Annotated in this window: 21 protein-coding genes, 1 tRNA gene and 3 pseudogenes; 12 read left to right on the top strand and 13 right to left on the bottom strand. The window is 40.5% G+C overall.

Translation table 11 applies throughout. The annotated features are described in order from the left end of the window. Positions 1-20: 20 nt before the first annotated feature. The 4 genes and pseudogenes from FV185_RS01935 to FV185_RS01925 form a co-directional block, all read right to left on the bottom strand. Positions 21-2546 (bottom strand): EAL domain-containing protein, encoded by a 2526-nt coding sequence (locus FV185_RS01935; RefSeq protein WP_082786984.1) that lies wholly within the window; start codon positions 2544-2546, stop codon positions 21-23. Positions 2547-3387: 841 nt separating this feature from the next. Then, positions 3388-3645, bottom strand: coding sequence for a hypothetical protein (locus FV185_RS01930; RefSeq protein ID WP_197457720.1), 258 nt, complete (start codon positions 3643-3645; stop codon positions 3388-3390). Between the two features lie 565 nt (positions 3646-4210). Continuing rightward, positions 4211-4360: pseudogene (locus FV185_RS09825) on the bottom strand (antitoxin); the annotation flags it as partial. A gap of 907 nt (positions 4361-5267) precedes the next feature. Next, complete coding sequence (locus FV185_RS01925; protein WP_197457719.1) at positions 5268-5780, bottom strand: GNAT family N-acetyltransferase; 513 nt, start codon at positions 5778-5780, stop codon at positions 5268-5270. Positions 5781-6087: 307 nt separating this feature from the next. Between FV185_RS01925 and FV185_RS01920 the strand changes: the two genes are divergently transcribed. The 3 genes from FV185_RS01920 to FV185_RS01910 are packed head-to-tail and all read left to right on the top strand — an operon-like array spanning position 6088 to position 7038. Next, positions 6088-6435 carry a type II toxin-antitoxin system RelE/ParE family toxin gene (locus FV185_RS01920; protein WP_067493025.1) on the top strand — a complete coding sequence of 116 codons (348 nt, stop codon included), beginning with the start codon at positions 6088-6090 and terminating at the stop codon, positions 6433-6435. Beyond that, on the top strand, positions 6432-6761 hold the full coding sequence (locus FV185_RS01915) for a helix-turn-helix domain-containing protein (protein WP_067493023.1): 330 nt from the start codon (positions 6432-6434) through the stop codon (positions 6759-6761). Before FV185_RS01920 ends, FV185_RS01915 begins: the two co-directional genes overlap by 4 nt. Positions 6762-6765: 4 nt before the next feature. Then, positions 6766-7038, top strand: a complete 273-nt coding sequence (locus FV185_RS01910; protein ID WP_197457718.1) for a hypothetical protein — start codon at positions 6766-6768, stop codon at positions 7036-7038. 461 nt (positions 7039-7499) lie between these two features. Here the strand turns inward: FV185_RS01910 and FV185_RS09350 are convergent. Then, positions 7500-7781: pseudogene (locus FV185_RS09350) on the bottom strand (IS30 family transposase); the annotation flags it as partial. 43 nt (positions 7782-7824) lie between these two features. Here FV185_RS09350 and FV185_RS09635 point away from each other — a divergent pair. Further along, positions 7825-7974, top strand: a pseudogene (locus tag FV185_RS09635) (IS256 family transposase); the annotation flags it as partial. 123 nt (positions 7975-8097) lie between these two features. Here FV185_RS09635 and FV185_RS01905 read toward each other — a convergent pair. After that, entirely contained in the window at positions 8098-9258 is a 1161-nt protein-coding gene (locus FV185_RS01905; protein ID WP_067493021.1) for an NAD(P)H-dependent flavin oxidoreductase, read from the bottom strand. Positions 9259-9693: 435 nt separating this feature from the next. Here FV185_RS01905 and FV185_RS01900 point away from each other — a divergent pair, with 435 nt between their 5' ends. Then, positions 9694-9927 (top strand): transposase, encoded by a 234-nt coding sequence (locus FV185_RS01900; protein WP_197457717.1) that lies wholly within the window; start codon positions 9694-9696, stop codon positions 9925-9927. Between the two features lie 94 nt (positions 9928-10021). Here the strand turns inward: FV185_RS01900 and FV185_RS01895 are convergent, their stop codons facing one another. Beyond that, the gene (locus FV185_RS01895; RefSeq protein WP_067493018.1) at positions 10022-10219 is read right to left on the bottom strand and encodes a hypothetical protein; all 198 of its coding nucleotides are present in this window, start codon (positions 10217-10219) and stop codon (positions 10022-10024) included. A 182-nt stretch (positions 10220-10401) separates the two neighbouring features. Here FV185_RS01895 and FV185_RS01890 point away from each other — a divergent pair, with 182 nt between their 5' ends. Together FV185_RS01890 and FV185_RS01885 are read left to right on the top strand one after the other, a co-directional pair. After that, complete coding sequence (locus FV185_RS01890) at positions 10402-11022, top strand: DUF6088 family protein (RefSeq protein WP_067493016.1); 621 nt, start codon at positions 10402-10404, stop codon at positions 11020-11022. Then, complete coding sequence (locus FV185_RS01885; RefSeq protein WP_067493014.1) at positions 11015-12046, top strand: nucleotidyl transferase AbiEii/AbiGii toxin family protein; 1032 nt, start codon at positions 11015-11017, stop codon at positions 12044-12046. The genes FV185_RS01890 and FV185_RS01885 overlap by 8 nt, the downstream gene beginning before the upstream one ends. A gap of 144 nt (positions 12047-12190) precedes the next feature. Here the strand turns inward: FV185_RS01885 and FV185_RS01880 are convergent, their stop codons facing one another. From FV185_RS01880 to FV185_RS09510, 3 genes are all read right to left on the bottom strand, one after another. After that, positions 12191-12724, bottom strand: coding sequence for a site-specific integrase (locus tag FV185_RS01880; protein WP_197457716.1), 534 nt, complete (start codon positions 12722-12724; stop codon positions 12191-12193). A gap of 847 nt (positions 12725-13571) precedes the next feature. Beyond that, positions 13572-14069, bottom strand: a complete 498-nt coding sequence (locus tag FV185_RS01875; protein WP_197457715.1) for a GNAT family N-acetyltransferase — start codon at positions 14067-14069, stop codon at positions 13572-13574. A 184-nt stretch (positions 14070-14253) separates the two neighbouring features. After that, positions 14254-14547, bottom strand: coding sequence for a hypothetical protein (locus tag FV185_RS09510; RefSeq protein WP_156474146.1), 294 nt, complete (start codon positions 14545-14547; stop codon positions 14254-14256). 92 nt (positions 14548-14639) lie between these two features. Between FV185_RS09510 and FV185_RS01870 the strand changes: the two genes are divergently transcribed. From FV185_RS01870 to FV185_RS01860, 3 genes are all read left to right on the top strand, one after another. Further along, a complete protein-coding gene (locus FV185_RS01870) occupies positions 14640-15719 on the top strand; it encodes a type IV toxin-antitoxin system AbiEi family antitoxin (protein ID WP_197457714.1) in 1080 nt (359 codons plus the stop codon). Beyond that, positions 15719-16615 carry a hypothetical protein gene (locus FV185_RS01865; RefSeq protein WP_067493010.1) on the top strand — a complete coding sequence of 299 codons (897 nt, stop codon included), beginning with the start codon at positions 15719-15721 and terminating at the stop codon, positions 16613-16615. Before FV185_RS01870 ends, FV185_RS01865 begins: the two co-directional genes overlap by 1 nt. 1618 nt (positions 16616-18233) lie before the next feature. Further along, positions 18234-18839, top strand: coding sequence for a type IV toxin-antitoxin system AbiEi family antitoxin domain-containing protein (locus FV185_RS01860; RefSeq protein ID WP_067494198.1), 606 nt, complete (start codon positions 18234-18236; stop codon positions 18837-18839). A gap of 823 nt (positions 18840-19662) precedes the next feature. Here the strand turns inward: FV185_RS01860 and FV185_RS01855 are convergent. Continuing rightward, a tRNA-Ala gene (locus FV185_RS01855) sits at positions 19663-19738 on the bottom strand. A 176-nt stretch (positions 19739-19914) separates the two neighbouring features. Between FV185_RS01855 and FV185_RS01850 the strand changes: the two genes are divergently transcribed. After that, positions 19915-21219 (top strand): ISNCY family transposase, encoded by a 1305-nt coding sequence (locus FV185_RS01850; protein ID WP_067493008.1) that lies wholly within the window; start codon positions 19915-19917, stop codon positions 21217-21219. A 118-nt stretch (positions 21220-21337) separates the two neighbouring features. Here the strand turns inward: FV185_RS01850 and gltX are convergent, their stop codons facing one another. Next, complete coding sequence (gltX, locus tag FV185_RS01845) at positions 21338-22720, bottom strand: glutamate--tRNA ligase (protein WP_067493006.1); 1383 nt, start codon at positions 22718-22720, stop codon at positions 21338-21340. Positions 22721-22803: 83 nt separating this feature from the next. On the opposite strand from gltX, the gene FV185_RS01840 reads away from it, so the two are divergent. Further along, positions 22804-24114, top strand: coding sequence for a replication-associated recombination protein A (locus FV185_RS01840; protein WP_067493004.1), 1311 nt, complete (start codon positions 22804-22806; stop codon positions 24112-24114). Here FV185_RS01840 and FV185_RS01835 read toward each other — a convergent pair whose 3' ends face one another. Further along, positions 24115-25725, bottom strand: a complete 1611-nt coding sequence (locus tag FV185_RS01835) for a glucan biosynthesis protein (protein ID WP_067493002.1) — start codon at positions 25723-25725, stop codon at positions 24115-24117. Positions 25726-25731: the final 6 nt, after the last annotated feature.

Below are 25731 nucleotides of genomic sequence, written 5' to 3'. Positions count from 1 at the left end.
ATTTCATTATGTGGAATTAATTAATATTCCTTCTTTCTAGTAAATGAAGTAATAAAGTCATAACAAAAATTAGGGTCTTTCGCTAAGTCGAATAATGACACTGTCTCATCAATACTCATTTGATCAATTGTTAGTGATTCTGTCGTATAGTGCATTACCATACCCCAATCACGAAAAGCTCTATTAGTAACCGGAGACTCAAGAATTATTTTACAGTCAATATGTCTAGGATCACTTTTAATACGATCATATAAAGCTAAGACTTGTTGACGCTGCCCTTCAATTAGTTGCATAAACTCACCCTCTCTATAGAGCAAACAACCTGAAATACCTGAGTCAAGATTGTTATTAATAGTTTGTTTTTGCAGTGTCATAAGTTCTGTTTTTGTCATGGTTTGAGACGCTTTGCTCACATATATCAAGGCATACAGTAACAAAGTGGTCTCAGCGCTCGTAGTAATTAATAGTTGATTGGAAACCACCTTTGTAAAATCATTAATCATTAGTGGTTTATGAAAAAAATATCCTTGAATAAAATCACAACCATATGCACATAATCGTAATCTTTGATTACCTGTCTCAACACCCTCTGCAATCAGTTTCAAATCAAGCGAATGTCCAAGACCAATAATAGCGCGAATGATCGATCTTGATTCGTCACTGTTGTCCAGTTCTTCAATAAAAATACGGTCAATTTTTAAAACCGAAATAGGTAGACGGGTTAATTGTGCAAGTGATGAGTTTCCTGTACCAAAATCATCAATAGCTATACGTAACCCTAATGCTGAAAGCTGTCTTAATACTAAAATATTGTTCTCGATATCAGTCATTAACGAGGTTTCAGTAATTTCAAGTAAAATGCGATTTGGATTTGCATCAAACTCATGAATTATGGACGAAAACTCGTCTACCAACGTGACGTCACTTAATTGACGAACAGATAAATTCACTGAAACGGTGGGGGCTTTATCGCCCCATTTGATACGCCATTCTTTTTCAGCTTGGCATGCTGCACGAAATACCCAAATACCAATTTCTAGAATAATACGACTAGATTCTGCAATAGGAATAAACTGTGACGGTGTAATCTCTTCTCCAAGAAGATGCCAACGTAATAATAATTCTGCGCTGACAATGCGACCCGACTCAGACTCTACAATAGGCTGAAAACGAATAGACAATTCATTATTCTCTATAGCCAATCTTAGCCCATTGATTATTTCAAGACGTTTTTGTGCAAGTTTTTGTAAGTTTTCATTAAAAAACGCCCAACTGTCTCTCCCTTTTTCTTTAACTGAATACATGGCAGTATCTGCTTGACGTAATAGTTCGTCAGCATTCTGTGTATTACAGTTACCTAATGCAATACCTATACTTGCACTGAGAAATAATACTCTTCCCTCTGTCTCAATAGGCCTTCTTAATACTGTATTAATTCGTTCAGCAAGTGCTGATAATGATGAGGGTTGATCGACCTGTTCAAAAAGAATAACAAATTCATCACCTGATAATCGAGCTACAGTATCACTGGGTCTAACCTGTTCAGCCAATCTATTCGAAATTATTTTGAGTACTTCATCACCGGTTTCATGACCATATAAATCATTAATTGGCTTGAATCCATCAAGATCAATAAAGAGTATAGCTACTAAACTTCCATTTTTCTGAGAGTACTTTAATGCATTTGTTAATCTTTCTTGGATAAATATTCGATTAGGTAATCCAGTGAGCGGGTCGTGCATAGCACGTTGAATTAATTCTTGTTCGATTTTTTTTCTTTCTTCAATATCACGTAAGGAACAGGCAAGATAATCATAAATTTCGTTTTTAATTCTACTTACATTAATTTCTACCTCACGTTTTATATTGTCTTTTGTTTTTACTTTTATTGTTAATCTCTCAGAGGTCTTGCTCAAAATATTATCTAACAACGAATTTTGATGAGTTGATTCAAAAAATAAATCTTGTATTTCTTCAGGGATAACGTCTTCTAAAGACTTGCCAATTATTTCTGTAACTGAGTAGCCTAATAATTTTTCGACTTGTTGGTTCGCCATCTTTATAATCTTATCTGAATTGCAAACGATTATTGCATCTGGTGTAGTATCGAAAATGGAGTTCAGCCGAGATTCATTTTCCTTTAGTTCAGCTTCAATCTTTTTTTGGTTTGTAATATCACGGGCAATTTTTGATGCACCTACTATCTTTCCTTGTTCATCAAAAATTGGAGATATAGTTACAGATACGTTGATATAACGGCCATCTTTTCTTTTTCTAATCGTCTCAAAATGTGAGATTCTCTCACCCAATGAGATCTTTGATAAGATTTCTTGCTCTTCGTATTGACGTTCCTTTGGAATTAGGACCATCGTTGAACAACCAATTATGTCTTCTGCTCGATAACCAAATATTTTTTCAGCGCCAGGGTTCCAAGTGGTTATTTTCCCATCTAATGTTTTGGAGATAATAGCGTCATCAGATGATGAAACTATAGCTTCAAAAAAACCGGAACTATAATTTTTATTAGTAGAAATAGCGTTAGTCAACTAATACTCCATTTTAAAAATAATTATCTATAATTAGATTAACATTTGTAATTATAGTTATTTTTTAAAAAAGTTATCTCTTTATATTGGTTTTATAAGCGGTTACTTATCGATTAAAACACAATAGTCACCCAATTGATTAGGTTCCTTACTTTTTTGACAAATAACGACTTGAGTAAGTTAATAAAAGGATAGTTCTATCTTTTTATGCTAATTTGAAATACAAACACATTTCAAAAAGCGAGTTATGTAAATTATGAGGTCTGCTTGGAACAGTCAATTCAATCCCTAGTCTCAGGAACTATCAACGACTAAATGGCCCTAGCTATGGCCTAGGGGTGTACTATTTAATAACCAAACACTTATTTATTCGGACTGAAGTTTCTCAACAAAACCACAAAACGGAATACAAGTGTGATGAGTCTAACGATAAGAAGCTTATCAGTTATTATGTTACTTCGATTTACTGAAAATTCTAGTGGATTATCTGTCAAAACATACACTACCGTAAGCAGGATTCAACATTTCCACCAAGCTTAGAATCAAGCAAAATCATGCGGAGTAAGCGCATTTTACCCACATTTCCTCTGCTAAAATCCAGTTTCCTTTATAATTTCAAGCCTTGGTCTGGTAGCTCAGTTGGTAGAACAGAGGATTGAAAAGCTAGGATAAGGGACTAAAACAGTTCTGCACATTAGGTCTAATTATAGAAAGACTTACTGCCCGCCAAATACTGAATTTATTGGCTTTCAGCAGTTTCACATTTTTCCGAAATGACATCGACAGCATTTAGTTGTCAAATTATTTTGCGCTCAATTAGAAACAATACACCGCATCATGATCACCAACATTGATTAAAACAATTTCTATTTCGGTGATGATCATTTCTATGACGATGCGATATTTTAAGTTTAATAACAATACTTTGTAAGCCATCTAATTTTTCGGGCAAACCATATAACCGAAGTGATGGATGGTGTGGGTTGAGTTCTAGTAACTCTAATGTTTTGGCATATTGAGTTTCTACATCATGGTGAAGCTTTGAGAATTTCGCGGCACGCTTATTATATTGCTCGGTAAAGAAAAGCTGCCAAGTCATTGTGCAGATTTATTTATTTGCTTTAAACGCTTGATATGCTGAGCAACGGTCTCCTTAACAAATTTGCCGCTAGCTAATATTTTAAAAAACTTTAGACAAATATCCATCATTCAAACCAAAACTTGTTTGTGTAATTTGATAGTTGAGAAATAAAGATTAAGAAATCTGTTGATAATCATTAAGATAATAGATATTTTCTTATAGAAATAAAAATATAAGAAAAAGTAATGGTATGGATCAAAACTAATTGCGCTACTGCAACATAATCCAAACACAATTTCTTTATATTGAGTAGGTAATTACAACCCCCTGTAATTATTTTTAAGGACACATTGATTGTGTTCTTTTTTTATATTAATTCTAAAAACTTATAGCGTTTATTTTGAATATGTGTTCAAATAGTAAACATAATAATTAAATTAGTTAGATTGTTTTTCACGGGAAGACTTCATGTCTTCCTTTTTTATTTATTTCAAGTGAAAAGAACCACTTCAAGCTAAATATTATTAACTATTTAAGTTGAGCAGGAAACAAAAAAACATAAAGCTCCGGTGATTTATACTTACAGTAATTCGACAATGTTTGCTGGCCGGGTGAATGGTTCGAATATGAGTCTGCCACCTTCACGGTGGATCAGTACACGGTGCGACTGCAACTCGAACTCAACGGGTATGCGCACTTCCTGCCTGCAGTTGTTGCGAAATAGCTTGGCTATTTCGGGCTAGATGGTGTTGATAAAATAGTCATAGTATTCCCCACCCCCCGAAAAATGTATATGTAGATTGCGTATACCAAATTATGCCCTGTCAATTGAGCTGTGGTCGCCTCAAATAACGGTAAATTAAGCACGCTACCGACAGCTGATGGGCCTTAAGGCACTCACATCAAGTACGGGAAAGCTGCCTATGCCCATCAAGACGCAATTAGCCTCTTGGTAAATACATGTACTGGAATTCTACAGGGTAGCGACTTCAAACAAGTGCTGGTGCGCTTCCCCTTTGAAGAAACTCTTTACCGACTGAGCCAGTCGTCTTACGAAGATCACTTTTTCTCTCGGGTATACTTATTAATTTTATAAGTTTTTGATTTATTTAATGCTTCATTAAAAAATCATTTAAAAACAATGAGTTATTAATCTATTTGGAGAATTATAAGATATTTTGGAATGAAGTGAAAAAGGTAGGAAAATAGAAGATGATGGAGGTAAGCTCTACAAAAAAAATAATATAAGCCATTGTTTTTAAAACATAATATTTATTTTAAAAAATAACTTGCCCCCAAACTTGCCCCTATAAAATGAACTTGAAAAATAGGTGCTCATTTAGCTCACTTAATATTCTTTCTGCCTCGATTTGAACAAGTTTTCTTACTCTGCTTCCTTTCACTTGCGGCTAAGACTGTACTTCAACACTATGTGTCAGAAACTACATATTATTTACCCAAACTTAGAACTGTAATCCTTTTTTGGAGTTAATTCGTTAGTAAACGCAAATATTATATGTGTATTAAAATACTTGATGTCTCTGTTATAACAATGTTTAACAGGTACTAATAGATTGATTAAAACAATATCGCAATAAGTTGACCATTAGCCCTACATGGGCAATTCAGTACTTTCATTTCTACCCAATGTAGGATAAAACTGTATGATCAATTCCAGCGAAGTCAAAATGTGAAACCTCTCGCATACCCATCTTGCGATGTGCGCGCAGAGATGATTCATTATCACTGCGAATAAACAATACTCCCTCACGCCCTGGAAGCAAACATCGTAATCGTGTATACATTTCCTGCGCGAGACCCTTGCCACGCTCACTTGCCGCAATACAGATTGGACCATAGGCATAAGCATCATGAGTACGCTCAGGATACGCTTCAAGCATCGACTGAAGTATTGGAATATCTTTACACATTTCTACCGTAGAACTGAGTAAAAACCCAATCACCAACCCATTTTGTCTTGCCACTATCTGTGGTAGCGCTTCCATCATTAAAATCAATTGTGGATGCGGAATGAAGGCAGACAAACTTCCACCATTCGAAAAATGATTAACGCTTTGTAGAGCCAAAATGCCATTCAAATCATGTTCTGTCGCAACATCTATTTTCACACCAATATTTTTGTCGATACTCATATGAGTGAAATGACCTTTGTTAATTTAGATCTAAATAATACAATGAATCATTTACTCTATTATTCTGCTAATACATATTCGATTACTAAAAAAAAGGATTGTAAAACTGGGGTGGCCTCACTCTCTCTTCACTCAATTCTCTTGTCCATAACCTGTAATTGTAAAATGATTATTGTGAAAAAAGTCGTAGATTGGAGCATATGGTATTTCAAACGATAGCTTAATTTGCATTTTCAAGTAATTTCATCTTTATCGAGCCTATTGTAAAACGTATAAGTTTTGATACAATACTGGAAGAGAAAAATTTATGAATGAAAAGCCAATTGACTGGAGAGGTTCATCGCTTCGAGATATTAAGAATAATGATATTTTCACGCCCAGTGCACGCAAAGAAGCCGGTCATCAACTTAGCCAAGTCCAGGTTGGGCTTGAGCTTGATGACTGGAAGCCATTCGATATTGTCGGTCCGGGTACTAAAGAAATCCGTATCAATCTGGGTGACGGTTGGTTTCGTGTAATGTATGTAGCTAAGTTTCCTGAAGCAGTTTATGTATTACACTGCTTTAAAAAGAAAACCACATCAACCAGCAATCATGATAAAGAAATTACTGCCACAAGATACAAGGCACTAATACAGGAAAGGAGTAAAAAATGAAAAATACCAAGTCCGTACACATCACCCCTGTTGGTGGAAACGTATTTCTTGATTTAGGATTCGAGCCAAAAGAGGCGGCTTTACTAAAAGCAAATTCAGATCGCATCATTTCTGAAAAGCTGGCCATCAAAGATTCTTTAATGACAGAGCTGTCAGTTTGGATTGATACAAAAAAACTAAAACAAGCAGAAGCTGCAGAAATCCTCGGTGTAACACGTCCGCGAGTTTCAGACGTAATAAATAAGAAGGCCTTTAAGTTTACTATTGATGCATTAGTAGACATGCTGGCAAGAACAGGTAAGCACGTTCATTTGTCTGTTCATTAGATTTTTGCCAAAATTTGAGCATCTAAATAGTTATTACATCAGCATTGGTAAGATGCAAATACGTCTACAGCATACTTACCAACGTAAGCTGATGTTGGCTAGACGTCTAGCAGGACTTGCTCTTTCAGCCATATGGTATCTTGGTAAAACGGAAGTAACACCTACTCTAATCGAGAAAATTAGCCACAAACTAGGTGCAAAAGAATTTGAAATCCTTAAATCAGCGACCTCATCAATGCCAGCTTGGATGAGCGACGCCATCTTCCGTAACGAATAGAAGATGACTCACGCCTTAATCCTTATTGATGTTGCGGGTAGAGAATACCAATAAGCACTTAGTCGATAGTAGCCAATCCTTTCAAGACAAGACAGCCAAACAACATTGTCTGTGACTTACTAGCCCCGATACTTAAGCAGCAGTAATTACTTTCAGAAACTTAGAAAAGGTTTATTGTAGATTGACATGTATCCCCAGAAAATAAAACCCATACGTACATCTATTGACGCAGAGGTAACTAATCGTATTGACTACAGCAATATACTTATTTTTTGTCAAACGTCTATAATCTAACGCCACGACCCAACCACCTCTAGCCACATTAAATGAGTAACATCATCAAAACATAGGCTATTACTTTCATTCTCAAAAGCGAGTCACTCATAAATATCTTAAAAAGATATTCTTTGAACAGAATCTATGATAGCGTGGTAGAAAACATATTGTTTTCCAACTTGTATTCAATTACGAAGCGCAACACCGTCTAAAAACTCTTGTAGCACCTGATGTGGCGTTTTAAAGCCAAGTCTTTTTCTAGATCGATGATTTAAGCGGTGTTCAATCATTTCTAATTCTTCGTTCGTGACTGTTGATAAGGGTCTCTTTTTGGGTATGTATTGCCTAAGTAAACCGTTCAAGTTCTCGTTACTGCCTCTTTGCCAACTACTAAAGGGATCGGCAAAGTATGTGGTACTTCCCAAGGCTTCGTCAATTCTTGCATGGTCCGAAAATTCTCTACCATTACAAAAGTTATAGTTTTTATCAGTACTTAACTTCTGGACAACGTTCCATAACGATGAATCGGCACTAAAAGTAATCTATTTAGCGATTTCTCAAGCATCGAAAAAGTGGACCATGCCAATTCAACATTGGCGTATGGCATTAAATAGATTTATGATTGAGTTTAGTGAGCGTATTGAAAAACATGCTTGCTAATTTAACCCGTGGTATTTACACAGAATCTTTTACAGGGTCCCACAAACCCCGGGAATTCTAATAGCACTAATAAAACCATATCATTTTCAAAGAGCTAGAAATAAAAAAGTTTATAGAGGTTGTTTAAGTTGCAACAAGATTTTTGTTTTGATTTAATAAATATGTAAGTAACTCTTCAACAGATTGAATTTTATTTCCAAACGGTAATGCTTCTGATCCTCGAAAAAACAAACCCTTTTTTAAATCGCCCTTTAATGCGGCTGTAAGATGTACATCAATACAAAATTGACCGGTTTTAGCATTTCCATCCCTTAGACCACAACGAATTAAACAATTTAAGCCAGCCGCACACTTACGTCCTTCACTTCTTGCACGAGACTGTAATTTAACTACTCGCTCTAAATATTTTTTTAACCATGGAGTCATAACTCCTCTTGCAGGTAATCCTGCAACACTCATAAAAGTAGTGATTTGATCAACAGATGCATTGGCTAATACCATTTTAAAGTTTTCATGTGCATCACACTCTTCAGTAACTGCAAATGGTGTACCGATCTGTACAGCCTGCGCGCCAAAAGATATTAAATTATTTATTTTCTGATAAGAATTAATCCCTCCCGCAGGTATAAGAGGAATAGTCTTTTCAGTAATTCCTAGTTCTTTAAATAATTGAAAAGTTTCAGATATGACAGTTTTAAAATCAAATCGAGTATCAAGTAATTGCGATCGATCAGCAGCGCCCAAATGGCCACCTGCATATTTAGGATGTTCAATCACTATAGCATCTGGTAAACGATTCTTTCTTAACCATTTTTTTAAAACTAAAGAGATTCCTCTCGAATCAGATAAAATTGGAATGAGTGCCACATGAGGAAAATCTTGTGTCATATCAGGTAAATCAAGCGGTAATCCTGCACCCATTACAATTGCATCTGCACCACTTTCACAAGCTTGTCTCACTAATGCCGCATGGTCTGTTACAGCTTTCATAACATTAACTGCAATCATCCCATTTTTATTTGATAACTTAATTGCTTCTTTAATTTCTCTATCTAGTGCAATTAAATTCATTTTATTTAAAATACTATTATCTTTACATCCGCTCATCTCCAAGTCGGGATGATGGTGTCGCAAATCAATACTTGCAATAGTACCTATAGCACCATATTTAGCAACAGTACCCGCTAAACGGTGTGCAGAAATTCCTATTCCCATTCCCCCTTGTACAATAGGTAATAATTTTTTATCTTTAAACTTAAATATTGGTAATGTGGTATGAATCATGATAATTTCTAATAGTTATGAAACCTTACTAGGCTATAACAATTTACCCATTAACATATTGATTATGATCAATTTTTATCAAAATTCATGTCTTTATAATTAACAGAGCCCCTTGCAAGAGGGTTCCCTTAAGGCTGAACTTTCAAAAATAATTAAGTTATGTAAATTGGAGCGTTAACTATGATGTCTTGAAAGAATCTCAAATAACAAAGTTTTACCGAAGCCCTGCTTGTTGAGCATCATGCACTAACTGAACTAGATGGTGTGCATAAGCTCATTGATTAATCTCATATTGAAACCATACTCTCAGGTATTCACAATAAAGCGAGTGGAGAGCAAGCATAGCCGCCATTGTTAATGTTCAGAGTAGTGATACTACAATCATGGTGTAAGCTCAGTGATCCGCAACTAGACAAGTAGGTAGCACGTGATTTGTTGTTTCGTCGCTTTATTGGTTTAAGTCTTTCTGAAGCAGTTCCTGACCATAGTAGTTTCTGTCGTTTTCGTAATTACCCACAAGTTGTTGCATTACAAGCCTACTTATTGGCGGAGATTAATCGTCAACTGAGCGAACAAGGTCTTTATATCCATAGTGGTGAAATCAGCATTTTTGACGCTAGTGTGATTCAGGCACAGCTTCATCATCCGGGTAAAGGCAAAGAGGAGTAAAATAAACGGAGCGCCGAAGCGGGATATAACGTAATAATGGCTTCAGATGGAAATTAAAAAGTACGTATAGTAACAAAGCTTAATGCAATGTAGATTAAGAAGGATTTATGAAATTCACCAACCTATTTTGTCTTGCTACTATCTGTGGTAGCGCTTCCATCATTAAAATCAATTGTGGATGCGGAATGAAGGCAGATAAGCTCCCACCATTCGAAAGTTGATTAAGGCTTTGTAGAGCCGAAATACCATCTAAATCATTTACTGTTGCAACATCTTTACAAACTTCTTTCATATTAACGCACTTAATAAAAGTATCCGTTTTATTGAGGGAAGCCCACCCTTCGTTTTAATAAAAACTACTGTTAGTTTAGTAAAACTGAACAGCACATAAAATTTAAGGTAATTTGTTGTATTCCTCACTCTTTAGAAGATTAACATTTGCAATTTGTCAGAAATTCAACTATATTTTCATACATGAAGCCTATTTATAAAACTGCTAAGTTAATTCGACAACGCATTGAGAATATACCGGTTGGTGAACCTTTTTCACCAACGTTACTTCTAGAATGCGGTACACGTGCGTCTGTTGATCAGAACCTTTCTCGCCTTATCAAGGCAGGTGTGATTGAACGTGTAGCACGCGGTATCTTCGTACGCCCTGAAATCAATCGTTTTGTTGGTAAGGTAATGCCTGAGCCTTTGAAAGTTGCGGAAACCGTTGCCAAGAGCGTGGGGGCCATCGTTCAGGTTCACGGAGCTGAAGCAGCCCGTTGTCTTGAATTAACTACACAGGTTCCAACACAGTCAGTATTTATGACTTCTGGTCCATCGAAACGAATCCGCATGGGTAAGATGGAAATACGTCTGCAGCATACTTGTCAACGTAAGCTGATGTTGGCTGGCCGTCCAGCAGGACTTGCTCTTTCAGCCATGTGGTATCTTGGTAAAACGGAAGTAACACCCACTCTTATCGAGAAAATTCGCCACAAACTGGGTGCAAAAGAATTTGAAATCCTCAAATCAGCGACCTCATCAATGCCAGCTTGGATGAGCGATGCTATCTTCCGTAACGAACAGAAGATAACTCATGTCTGAATTCTTTCTAAACCTAGAAACCCAAGAGCAATCCCAAATTTATCGTGCATTGGCTCCTAAACTGTCGCGATCTCCGATAGTGTTAGAAAAGGATGTATGGGTATGTTGGGTGCTACAGGCACTTTTCTCAATGCCCGGTCGTCTTCCTATGGCATTTAAAGGGGGTACTTCTCTTTCTAAAGTATTTGGCGTCATCGCCCGTTTTTCTGAAGACGTGGACATCACACTGGACTACCGAGGCCTTGACAGTACTATCAATCCATTTGCTGAAAGGATATCAAAGACAAGGCTTAAGAAATTCAGTGAAGATCTCAAATCTTTTGTTCGTGATCATGCTTTGGATATTGTTTTGCCATACATTAAAGAGAGACTAGCTAAAGATTTTAATGGTAACGCCGAAACGTTCCGGCTTGAACTCAGCGAAAACGGCGAGCAGATGCGTCTATACTACCCAAGCGTACTGGAAACGTTGGGAGACTATATGGGTAACAACGTGCTAATAGAATTTGGCGGTCGTAACATAACCGAACCAAATGCTGAACACAACATTAAACCAGATATCGCCCCTCACATAACGAACCTATTGTTTCCAAACCCAACAGTTACAGTCTTATCTCCATCACGTACTTTTTGGGAAAAAGTCACGTTGATTCACGTCGAATGTCAACGTAACGAGTTCCGATCTAGCGCAGAACGTCTATCACGTCATTGGTATGATTTGGCTATGCTGGCTGACCATAATCTTGGGCAGTTAGCCTTAGAAAATTTGGCTCTTTTAGCAGATGTGCTGAAATATAAAAAAGTTTTTTATAATGCGGGTTATGCAAACTATGATGCCTGCTTGAACGGTCAACTCAAACTTATCCCTGAAGAGACCATACTAGTTGCCTTACGTTATGATTTTCAGCGCATGATTGACGCTGGCATGTTTATTGGGACATGGCCCATTTTCGATACTATAATAGATCGTCTTCGCATCTTAGAGACCAGAATCAACGAGCGAATAAGAAATCATATTAGATGATAGGATTATTGATACAATTAAATCACTGGTTAAGGAAAAAATACTCTCATTTAGACACAATATTTATTTTATAAAACAAGGAAGTAAATTCTTTTTGTTGTGCAAAGGTCTAAGTGAAATTAAGCCTTCTTCAAAAAATATTTTTTAAGCCCTGTTTCCGTTATTGTTACTAGGTGTGTCACTGTCGCTGGGTGAGTTTTTGTCACCGAAATGATCTTTATAAAGGCTTTTGTTATTGGACTTAGCTCTCTCTTTTCCAGTCAATTTGTATTGCGAGTGTCCACTTTTTCTTTTGCCATAATGGATGATAGCGGTTTTGTCACTGGCGTGTCCCATAAAACCCGCAAGCTCTGTGGTATCGACTACATTCTTCATGTTGGCTGAAAACTGATGGCGGGCGGTGTACATGGTGATCTGTTTGCCACTGTTGTTCTTCATGTCGACGGTTTTAATCGCCTTCCTGATGTAGCGATAAAAAATGTTCCAGCGTTTACCGTTTTGAGTCTCTTTCCTGATCACGGCTATTATCTTTTCAATCAACTCAAAATCGTCATCGTTGCTGACTCGGATGTAGCGGTATTCCCCGTTGGCGCAGTTATTTGTGTTTTTGGCGTTTTTAATTTTTAGTACGAGTAGTTTCTCTACAACACCATCACTTTCCCTTTTCATCTCAGTCATGTCAAGGGTAGCCCATTCAATCGGCCTCATGCCGTAAACTAATGACATTTTAAACATGTCTCTGGTAATCTCGCCGTACTTGCTGTTTAACTGACTTAAACGTTTATATAAAAGCCCCAACTTATCCTCACCAATGCTCTTAGCCTTATTGGTTGCCGTACCTCTAATGTCCTTATTATTTACGGTTTCAAGTTCCTGCTCGGTATGATGAATTTCTTTGATCTTGTTGATGCCGTTAATTCTATCCTCTTCGTATTTTATTACCGACTCAATGAGGTAAACAGCACTGGCTTTGTATTGTCTTAAGCTCGCTTTAGACCAGACTGGGCTTCCCTCTATAAATCGAACACTTTCATTTTTGAATGATAATAACCCGGTAAAGTTTGAAAAACGCTATTTAAGCTTACAGGGGTGTCAATAATATTGGGGGAAGCTCTACAAAAAAAATAATATAAGCCATTGTTTTTAAAACATAATATTTATTTTAAAAAATAACTTGCCCCCAAACTTGCCCCTATAAAATGAACTTGAAAAATAGGTGCTCATTTATCTCACTTAATATTCTTTCTGCCTCGATTTGAACAAGTTTTCTTACTCTGCTTCCTTTCACTTGTGGCTGAGACTGTACTTCAACACTATGTGTCAGAAACTACATATTATTTACCCAAACTTAGAACTGTGATCCTTTTTTGGAGTTAATTCGTTAGTAAACGCAAATATTATATGTGTATTAAAATACTTGATGTCTCTGTTATAACAATGTTTAACAGGTACTAATAGATTGATTAAAACAATATCGCAATAAGTTGACCATTAGCCCTACATGGGCAATTCAGTACTTTCATTTCTACCCAATGTAGGATAAAACTGTATGATCAATTCCAGCGAAGTCAAAATGTGAAACCTCTCGCATACCCATCTTGCGATGTGCGCGCAGAGATGATTCATTATCACTGCGAATAAACAATACTCCCTCACGCCCTGGAAGCAAACATCGTAGTCGTGTATACATTTCCTGCGCGAGACCCTTGCCACGCTCACTTGCCGCAATACAGATTGGACCATAGGCATAAGCATCATGAGTACGCTCAGGATACGCTTCAAGCATCGACTGAAGTATTGGAATATCTTTACACATTTCTACCGTAGAACTGAGTAAAAACCCAATCACCAACCCATTTTGTCTTGCTACTATCTGTGGTAGCGCATCCATCATTAAGATCAGTTGTACATGCGGAATGAAGGCAGACAAGCTTCCACCATTCGAAAAATGATTAACGCTTTGTAGAGCCGAAATACCATCTAAATCATTTACTGTTGCAACATCTTTACAAACTTCTTTCATATTAACGCACTTAATGAAAGTATCCGTTTTATTGAGGGAAGCCCAGGTGAGTCCTTCCAGCTCGCCGCGCTCGTCTTGTTCATAGGCTTCCAAATCGCTCAGGGTTTCGGCGACGACGCGACGCGTGACATCAGCGAGTTCGGCCTTGTCGAAAACGCCTAGGTGCACATCGAAACTGCTGAGGCTAAGCCCCTCTGGCACAGGCGTGGACCACAGCGCCTGTGTTGACAGCCGTGCCAACTGATCCACCGAGAACAGCTGGATACTCCATTCTGCGTCCTTGGTCTCCAGGACCTAACGCTGAAGGTCGTAGGGAATGAAGAATTAGATCTTGTGCTAAGAACTGAGAATCTGGTGGTGGCTGGCCTGTGACGAACCTTGTCGTTTTTCTTGCAACTAACACTCTCTTCCATCTTTCTATCGCTCTGTGTAGCGGTGTCGTGTGGTCTGCCGTGTGGCGGTGAGGTGCACTGGTCACTCTCTACCAAATTCGCTACGCAGCGAATATTGTCTTTCAGTCGAATATTTGGTATATTTCACTTATTTACTGAACAGGAAATAACGTCTATTTTGACCGAATTGCCCTATATTGAACATGTCCTGATAGAACATCTCTTGGATTCGCTCAGGGAGTTGCCGGACGTGCATGCTGAGCTGGCTCAGTCGGAATTGACTGTTCAGGCTACCGGTCGAGTCGACGCGAAGATTGATCTACACATTGCCGGTAGATCGATCGTCTTGCTGGTTGAGGTAAGGAAGTCTGTCTACCCACGAGATGTGCGCCAGGTTTTGTGGCAGTTGAAGTCGGTCCAGCACAGGCACCACGCCGATGTGCAGCACCTGCTGATCGCCGAGTCGCTATCACCGGGGGCGAAAGAATTGCTAAGAGCCGAGCGCATTGGCTACTTCGATAGCGGCGGCAGCCTGTTCCTGCCGGGCTCCAGCGCCTACATCTACATCGACAAGCCGGTTCCGAAGACTTTGGAGAAGTCGGTGCGGTCGCTCTTCTCCGGGCGACGCGCCCAGGTTTTGTACGCGCTTCTGGTCAATCACGAGGAATGGTTTGGTGTTACCGAAGTAGCCGAACGGGCACAGGTGGCTCCATCCACGGCCTCAGACGTATTGAGTGAGTTGGAGCGGTTCGACTGGTTGGTGTCTCGTGGACAAGGGCCAAGCAAGGAGCGGCATCTGCGCGAACCAAGTGCGTTGCTCGACGCTTGGGTGAAGCAGTTCGCAGCGCAGCGCGCGCCGGTGCTACGCCGGTATTTCGTACCCGGATTGAAATCTGATGCGCTGATTGAACGGCTCGGCCAGATGTTCGATGCGCATCATATCGCTTACGCGGTGAGCTACGAAGCAGCTGCACAGCGCTATGCCCCCTTTTTGTCCGGTATCTCACAGGTGCGAGTTCGACTACTACCCAGCACCAGTACCGAGACGGCAATAGCTGAGCTGGGTGCTCGCGTTGTCAATGAAGGGGCGAACCTCGCGGTCATCGAGACGAAGTCGGCGGGAGAACTACTGTTTCGGCAAAACGTCGAGGGCGTTTGGTTGGCCAGTCCGGTCCAGGTCTATCTCGACCTCTTGCGCGGCGAAGGCCGCGCTAAGGAAATGGCCGAGCACTTACGTAAGGAAAGGATTGGCTTCTGATGGCAAAACCCGCAATATTCGATGGCTACAGCGATCAGTACACAGTGGACTGTGAACGCGTCCTCGTGACGCTGCTGCGCGGACTTGGGCCGTGGAAAGAGTCTGTCTACCTGATCGGGGGACTCACGCCACGCTATCTTGTTGCCGCACGGCCGCCGGTAGTGCCGGCGCATGCAGGCACTCTGGACGTGGACATCGTGATCGACCTGCAAATCCTAGCGGATACCGAGGCGTATCACACACTTGAAGACAACCTCAAGAAGATGGGGTTCGAGCGGGCCGAGAACAGCGCCGGTACAAAGCTTTCCTGGCGTTGGCAGACCCGCACTGAACATGGCGCTTTGATGGTGCTGGAACTGCTGGCGGATGCACCGGAGATCGCTGGTGGCAATGTACAGCCATTGCCCACCGAAGGCACGATCTCCGCACTGAATATCCCGTATTCGTCCATCGTTTTTGACCTTCACCAAGTCACCGAGATACAGGCCGAACTCCTCGGCGGCAACGGAATCGCGACGGAACAGATCAGGCATGCCAACCTGATCAGCTTTACCTGCCTGAAGTCGTTCGCATTCGATCAGCGCTTCGAACGCAAGGACGCGCACGATCTGATCTATTGTATTGAACACGCATCCGAAGGACTGGACGCCGTGGCTGCGGCTTTCCACAAGGAGCGCAACGGCAAGCACGGTGACGTCGTCGACGCTTCGCTTGCGATCCTGCGTAGCCGCTTCGCAAGCGACGAAAAAGCCGAGGGCTATCGCAAGGATGGTCCGGTGTCTGTCGCCAAGTTCGAGTTGGGTGAAGGCGACGAGCCAGAGCAACGTGAGGCGAGGACGTTGCGGCAGCGGCAGGCCTGCGACGTGATCGAACAACTCCTTGCTCGAATTGGATGAGGAGCACATGTGGCGATCAAGGCGATATTCGTAGGTATCAACAAGCATCTGGATACTGGGCTTTCCACAATATTACTGACATCCCTGTAAGCTCAAATAGTGTTTGCAACGCTTGAGTGGCCTAGACCTCCATCGGCAGCGTACCGCGCCCCCCTGCCCACTCGAATCGGTCAGCATTCGCTAATCTTAGCGTTACAGCCACAGTAAGGGTTGCGTGTAACGGTTGACATTCTCCACCAGGCCCACCGGCGAAACTGCACACCGAGCGCCGACTTTACCCTGTACCCCTAGTAAATGGTCACATCTAGATTGTAGTGCTCAAATACTCGCTTAACCTGCCGCGAACCATCCTGTTAAACTATCCGGAATTTCCGGATAGTTGGCTCACAGCTGACTTCCTTATCGTCATACACATTTTGTATGTGCTCATTGACAGTACGCACATCCTTGTCTAAAAGACTCAAAAAACCGAACCAATTTAGTTTTAAAGGAAAAATCAGGGATAGGTCGTAAAGCTCTTTTCTTGTAACAAGCTACCCTGTTCTTTTTGAGTGATAGTTGGCATTTGAAAGATTTTTGCATTTTTAGCCCATCCCAAAAAAAGTAACCCGCCGGTTTGAGGATACTCTGATGAGCATAGCCTTGGCGGGTGTTATTATAGCAATGGTAGTCAGACACCTATATATTGTCAATTTCGTATACTACCTCCTATTTATTATTGTCGTATATGGTCACTAAATTAGTAGTTGAAAGCCGATTCATTTAAATTGTTTTATGGCTATTGATATGATTGTTAGACGTCAATTAATACTAATATGATTAGAAGTTTATATTGGCGTTTATTGACCAAATGTTAAGTGTTTGAGGCGATGAGCAGATTACAGGTAAGCATTAAAAATTCTATCCTCCCTATGTTATATACACTTAAATAACAACTTAACCAGGAAGACAGTAACGCTTTTTAGTACGATTAGTGGCCTTATGAATGATTTAAGTATACAAAAAAGATCCCTAGTCAAATCTTCCTTTGTTTTATGACATAAAAACATACTGTTAATATATCCGTCGAGGTAGCTGACCCTAAGTAGTCAATTTATATGTAGCATTTCATCCTCTCTTACTCTCAACCTGTAGGATCACGTTTGCCGTTCCAGTAAATAAAAGAACCTTAAAAGGCTGAATTGATTCATGTCTTGAACGCTTCAAACAGATCACTTGTTTTTTAATCAGCATATTGCCATGCATAAGCTTCAAGTGTTGCACTTGCTTACCCATACTGTTGTAACGAAGCTATCGCCCACCTCTTATTACTATTGGGTGATAGAACCCTTTGATTTATCGAATTAGTCTAGTTATATCGCCCGCTATTTATCACTCAACTATCGACGATACGGCACCCGTTATCCAATAGAATCCTCATAGCATCGACAAGTAACGCCGCCAATGATTTTCTTCATTGCATGTTAAGTGATTTAAAACGCTAAATATGTAAGGTGAGCTTATGTTGTTTTCACAAAAATTATTGTGACTATAGTGGTCTCGATTTCGATATTCATATGTTTCTTTAATTCGTCACTAACTTGCATTTAACGAAAATATGGAACATGCTGTATTAACTATGAGCCACGATACCCATACCCAACGCGTCCTTAATCTAGTCAACCAGAAGGGGATGCTACGCCCTAGTGATCTCGCTATTATTGGAGCTCCTCGGGTTGTGCTGACACGAATGACGGCTAGCGGCCTGCTAGAAAAGACTGGTCGAGGTATTTACCGTCTGCCCAGCAATCAAGGTTCCGAATTTGAAAGTCTAACCACTATCGCAACCAAAGTGCCACAGGCTGTCTTTTGTCTTCTCACTGCCCTGCAGTTCCATGAACTGACTACCCAGCTTCCACATCAGGTATGGATCGCCATGCCTCGTGGTAGTCATACGCCCAAAATCGACTGTCCGCCAGTCAAAATGGTTCAGTTCTCAGATGAGTCCTACTCAGAGGGAATCGATCTTGTTCAGCGGGATCAGATCAAACTACGAGTCTACTCGGTAGCCAAAACCATCGCTGATTGTTTCAAGCACCGTAATAAGATCGGCCTTGATGTCGCACTTGAGGCGCTAAAGGATGCTCGCGCTCAGAAGAAGGCGACCAATGATGATCTCTGGCGCTTTGCCAAAATTTGTCGCGTTGCTAACGTAATGCGCCCTTATCTGGAGACGGTAGGATAAACGGTAATCTTGCTGCATCGGTACGGGCACGCTTGCTTAACCTTGCCAAGGTGTAGTTTCAATTGTTGCCTCAGCTGGCATTGTTGTTCTTTTAAAAGTAAGCATGAGAAAAAAGGAGCCTTTTTTGAAGACATAAATCAAACACTTATACCAAAGCAATCGCATCACATTTTATTGCTTTATAAACATTAAGATAGGCTTGTATGTTACTGATCTTATAGTATAAACAGTTACAAATCGTCAACAACAGTTCTTGTTATATTCAGGCTGATCCGCTATTATCAATAATAAATGGGTTGCGACTACGCGGCCGGCGTTGGGCTTCTGATACTACAGAGCCCCTTCTGCTTTCTAGGATTCGGTTTTGGGTTTTATGGAAACACCTTCAGCCCCACGCCTAGCTTGTTACCTGAGCTATCCCTATAAAATTTTTCATCCAGTACCTCCGCCGCCCGATTCATGCTCAAATAATATATAAACACCGGAATTGCTACCCTCTTTCAGTTGGTGGAATATATCTCCAGAAAAAGCCCACCTTCATCAAATAGCTTATAGCTAGTATCTTTTGGCTTAGCATTCTTTATGGCTACATCTGTAAGTGGTATTTTGGGGGCAAGTAAATTATCAATTGATGTACTTGCCCCCATTTTTGCCCCCAAATTTCTTGGCTGTCATAGAACAAAACTGGATTTCGTCGGAAAAAATTCTTTATAAAAAGAAGAATAATTGTTAAAAAAACCGTTTAAAAACAATGAATTATTAAGCTATTTGGAGAATTGCGAGATATTTTGGAATGAACTGGAAAAGGTGGGAAAATAGAAGATGGTGGAGGTAAGCGGGATCGAACCGCTGACCTCTTGCATGCCATGCAAGCGCTCTCCCAGCTGAGCTATACCCCCTATCAACTAAGCCTCAAATGATAGCCTAAACTGGGACTTTTGACAAACAAAATACAAACTTATTGTTAGCGCAAAAATGATAATGTCCCCTCTGTGCTAAATAGAAATGTCCCCTGAGTGAGTAAACTCATAGCCAGTTATAAATTAATGGTGGGCTTTTTTGAATGGATAGGATGATGAGTCAGAAAGAAGCGTTAAGAGCACAAGTTATGGAATTGTTGACGGCAGGTAAAATAGGCCAGAAACAAGCAGCAGATCGCCTGTCTGTGAGTGTTCGTCAAATCAAACGTATCCTGAAGCGCTATCGCGAAGCAGGTTTAAAAGGGTTAATCAGTAAAAAGCGTGGTATGCCCTCAAACCGCCGTCTGACTGATGTGCTACGACACCAGGCGATTGAAGTAATTAGCACGCATTACCGGGACTTTGGGCCAACTCTAGCTTGTGAGAAGTTACAGGAACGTCACCATCTATCACTCTCTGTTGAGACTACACGCCAATTAATGATTGAGGCTGAACTCTGGATGCCTCGTAAAGGGGCACGTCTCTACACCCACCCAATGCGGGAGCGCCGCGCCAGATTGGGTGAGATGATTCAGATCGATGGCAGCCCTCATGACTGGTTCGAGGGTCGTAGTGAATACTGTACGCTGCTGGTGTTCATCGACGATGCAACGGGTAAACTCATGCAACTGCGCTTTGTCTCCATTGAGACCACCTTGGGCTACATGCACATCTTATATGATCATATTAAAGAGCATGGCATACCAGCCACGCTATATAGCGATAAACACAGTATCTTTCGCATCAACGCTCGTGATGCCAACCCTAGTGCAGAAACCCAGTTTTCAAGAGCAGCCAGAGAATTAGGCATTGAATGCATCCACGCCAATACCCCTCAAGCCAAAGGACGTGTGGAGCGAGCTAACCAAACATTACAAGACCGGTTAGTTAAGGAAATGCGCCTAGCAGGAATTAACTCCATGGATGAGGCCAACGCCTGGCTTCCTGTATATATACAAGAATATAACCAACGCTTTAGCGTAGCGCCACAAGATACGCAAGATGCTCATCTACCGTATCAAGGCACAGAGGACTCTTTGCGCCATATTCTGTCTGTGCATGTAGCCAAGAGACTATCTAACAACCTATCCTTTCAATATGAAGGGCAATTGATACAGGTTCAGACAAACGGTCAAGGATTGGCATTACGCCAAGCCAATGTAACGTTATGCCAGCATTTTGATGGTACTCAGGAATTACTTTGGCAAAAACGGAGAATGGCATTTACAGTCATGACCAAAGCACAAAAACAGGCAGCTGAGGCTGATAGTAAAACAGTAAATACACGTGTTGACATTGCACTGGCACAACGAACTAGGTCAAACATGGGTCGTAAACCCTCAGCTAACCACCCTTGGAGACATACACCCGTCAGCAAACCCACCACTGACGGACAAACCGTTACACAGTTAAGCAAATAAAACTGAACAAGGTGACATTTCTACTTTGCAGAAAAGGGGACATTTCTATTTAGCGTTGACAACAAAATACAAACTTATAGCGCTTTTCGCCGTCAAAGTATTTGTAAGTTATTAAATTCTACAAATCTAAGACAACGTTAATTCTATTTAACACTTCCTCACGACCAATCAAGTACAAAGTAGCATCCAGAGAGGGGGTTTGTGTTTGTCCGCACACAGCTACTCTTAACGGAATACCAATCTGTGGCATTTTAATTCCCAACTCTTTTACAGTTTGTTTTAAGCATTCATTGATATCAGTTGGTGTCCATTCAATGAATTGAATCATTTCTTTAAAATGACGGATAGTATTTAGGTTTGTTTCATTCAAATGCTGGAGACGTAACTCTTCAGAAATACTGCTCCTTTGGTAAAAATACAATGCTGCATCAGCCATTTCTGGAATCAAATTAACACGCGCTTTAAGTAGGCCAACTACCTCTGAGAGTTGTGGGCCATGAGAAATTTCTATTCCTCTTTTATTTAACTCAGGCTCTAATAATTGAGCGAGCTCAAAATCACTAGATTGTTTTAAGTATTGTTGATTTAACCAAGTTAGTTTCTCAGGATTAAACCGTGCAGGAGAACGGCTAATATGTCCCAAATCAAACCATGAAATAAATTGTTCCTGTGTGAACATTTCCTCATCACCATGTGACCAGCCTAAACGCGCTAAATAATTCATTAATGCTTCGGGCAAATATCCTTCTTCTTTGTATTGCATCACACTCACAGCACCATGGCGTTTAGATAGCCGTTCACCATCAGAACCAAGAATCATTGGAACATGAGCAAATTGCGGGATAACTGCATCTAATGCTTTCATAATATTAATCTGACGTGGCGTATTATTTACGTGATCATCACCTCTAATTACATGGGTAATGCCCATATCCAAATCATCCACAACCACACCAAAGTTATAAGTAGGTACTCCATCAGCGCGCATGATAACCAAATCATCAAGTTCGCTATTAGCTACTGTAATGGGTCCTTTTACTAAATCATGAAAAGTGACTTCACCTGTGAGCGGTGTTTTGAAGCGAATTACGGGTTTAACACCTACGGGTGGAGACGCTTTACTATCACGCCAGCGGCCATCATAGCGAGGTTTTTCACCTCGCTCACGTTGAGCGGTACGAAGAGCTTCAAGCTCTTCTTTTGAAGCATAGCAATAATAAGCGTGACCAGAATTCAACAATTGATCAACTATCTCTTGATAACGAGCAAGGCGTTTCATTTGATAAAACGGACCTTCATCATAATCTATACCTAGCCACTTTAAGCCATCCAAAATAGCTTGAGTTGATGCATCAGTTGAACGTTCAAGGTCTGTGTCCTCAATACGAAGAATAAATTGTCCTCCGTTATGACGAGCAAAAGCCCATGAAAATAATGCAGTACGAGCACCCCCTATGTGGAGATAACCGGTTGGACTAGGAGCGAATCGAGTACGAATCATGGCTGTTAATATTACCAATAAAGTATAAAGTTACTATTGTAACGGAGGCTGATGTATTTCGTCAGTCATGAGATAATAAAAAAATGATACAGCCTACTACTCCTTTAGCTGAGCAATTAAGACCTCGCAATATCGATCATGTAATCGGTCAACACCATCTTCTTGGTGAACAAGGCCCTTTGCGTCTTGCCTTTACTACAAAACAACTGCAGTCAATGATTCTATGGGGACCACCTGGAGTAGGTAAAACCACACTGGCACAACTTTACGCTCAACATGTGGCGGATGAGTTTATTGCACTTTCTGCTGTATTAGCCGGAGTCAAAGATATACGAGAGGCAGTAGATAGGGCGCAGCAGAATTTACAATTAGATGGTAGAAAGACTGTTTTATTTATTGATGAAATACATCGTTTTAGTAAATCACAGCAGGATGCACTCCTTCCACATGTGGAATCTGGACTTATTACTTTTATTGGTGCCACTACTGAAAACCCCTCTTTTGAGGTCAACTCAGCACTGTTATCACGTGCACGGGTATATGTTCTACATTCCCTTAACAATAATGAGTTAGAGCAACTGTATCAACGCGCTTTAACTCATCTAATTCCACCAATTCAACTGGATAAAGAAGCGCAAACCATTCTTCTTGAGAGCGCTGATGGCGATGGTCGACGACTGATCAATTTGATCGAGCAAGTCCATCATTTCGCTCTACATCATAACAAAACACTGGTTACCACCTCTGATCTTAAGCCACTACTTCTTAATGCGTTAAGGCGTTTTGATAAGGGCGGAGAACAGTTTTATGACCAAATATCAGCATTACATAAATCGGTAAGAGGATCTGATCCTGATGCGGCGCTGTACTGGTTTTGTCGTATGCTTGATGGCGGAGCGGATATCCAGTATTTAATGCGTCGTATTATTCGTATGGCTTGGGAAGATATTGGTCTTGCTGATCCAAGAGCAATTCAGCTTGCTAATGATGCTGCGCAAACCTATGAGCGATTAGGCTCTCCAGAAGGTGAGTTGGCCTTGGCTCAAGCACTCATCTATCTGGCAGTAGCACCAAAATCAAATGCAGGATATCAGGCTTTTAATCAAGCAAAGGCTTTTGTCAGTCAAGATAAAACAAGGGATGTTCCCCATCACTTACGGAACGCTCCAACACAACTTATGAAGCAGCTTGGTTACGGTAAAACCTACCGTTACGCTCATGATGAACCTGAAGCCTACGCAGCAGGTGAGAACTATTTCCCAGAGGGCATGAACAAGCCACAGTGGTACCAACCTACGCCGCGCGGTTTAGAACAAAAAATACAAGAAAAACTCTCTCACCTCAGAGCATTAGACGAAGCCTATTTTAAGCAATACAACAAAGACAAGAGCTAGTTAACTGAGTAAATATTGATATACCCACGTCTCAGAAATCACTTTTCCTTGTGACTTCAAAGTTAAACGTAACTCAACAGGGTCACCTTTGTCTTGTTTTGGCAAAATGAGATCAAAAATAATACGCCACTGATTCGGTTTTCCATCAGGAACGCGTTCAACATAAATTAAATCAAACCGACCTCTCGAGGTCCAAAGATCGGCAAAAGGATCAGTATTTGGTGGGAGTGTTGAAAAAATATCGCCGTGAAATTCCACCATAAACTTATGAGCCTCTGGTGGACGGCTCACCCCAGGCTCTCCTCCGCGGCCAATACTAGTACGGCACACCTCAGCAAGCGGGAGAGGAAAAGGATAATCGGCTTGCCAATATAGACGATAGTTTAAATGAAACGATTGTCCAGCACGGGCTTTTTCTTTTGGTACCCACATTGTTACCATATTGTCGTAGAGTTCCTCTGAGGTATGTAATTCAACCAATTGAACTGCTCCCTCCCCCCAGTCACCAAGGGGTTCTAACCATAAACTAGGACGTTTTTCATAGTGCACAGCATCTTGATACTCACTAAAACGGCGCTCACGTTGCATTAAGCCGTAACCTTTTGGATGATTATCAACAAAAGAAGAAATCTGAATTCCTGAAGGATTATTTAGCGGACGCCAAACATGCTCATCTTGACCGGTCCATAACATTAATCCATCAGAGTCATGAACTGCAGGACGCCAATCCTCAGCAGTCTTTTTATCTTTCTCAGAAAACCAATACATAGATGTCATTGGGGCCAAACCAAGACGATGGATATCTTTTCTCAAGAAAAGATGGTTTTCAATTTCCATAATCACTTCGTGGCGTCGAGTAATCTTAAATCGATAAGCCCCTGTAATGCTTGGACCATCTAATAGTGCATAGATAATCATTGAGTCACTATTGTCTTCAGGTGGAACAAAATAAAAATGAGTGAAATCAGGAAACTCTTCTTGAACTCCTTCAACCACCACATTCACTGCTACTCCTCTTGCAGATAAACCGTACTGGTATTCATCACCGATTGCCCTGAAATAAGACGCTCCTAAAAATGCCGCCCAATCATTGGTACGCCAATTTAATTGCGCGGTATTATTGAGCCTACTCTCTTGAATACGAAATCCTGCGAAGGCAGCAGGAGAGGTTAAACGGCGTGCCGGGCTATTTTCCGGCATGGTAAATAAATGGGAGTTATAAAGTATTTCTTTTGCCTGGGTAGTTGACTCATTACTATCCAACACAAACATTCTAACCGGGACTCTAAAAAATCGTCCTTGATGGAAAAAAGAGATTGGAAATTGACCAGGACCATTAGCAAAAAGAGCATGATCTGTATCAAACTGAATTTTTCCGTGATTCTCCCAATCAATCTCATCTAACACATGAGCATCCGGTTTGGGTGGAGCCTGATACGTATTATGGGCTAACTGCTTTGCCTGCTTAATTAATTCTTCAAATGAAAAATCAAACGCATCTCCAGTCTGATTTGTAGCAAACCCAGCCAAAGTACTGTTTGTAAAACCTATGCCTGTAGTCGTTGCAAAAAGACTTACCCAAGATAAAAATTGACGACGTGAAATACTCATGGTTGT

It is taken from the genome of Ferrovum sp. PN-J185, from assembly GCF_001581925.1.
Taxonomy (GTDB): domain Bacteria; phylum Pseudomonadota; class Gammaproteobacteria; order Burkholderiales; family Ferrovaceae; genus PN-J185.
The sequence above is the reverse complement of the archived record's forward strand: the minus strand, read 5'-3'. Positions and strand labels throughout refer to the sequence as shown.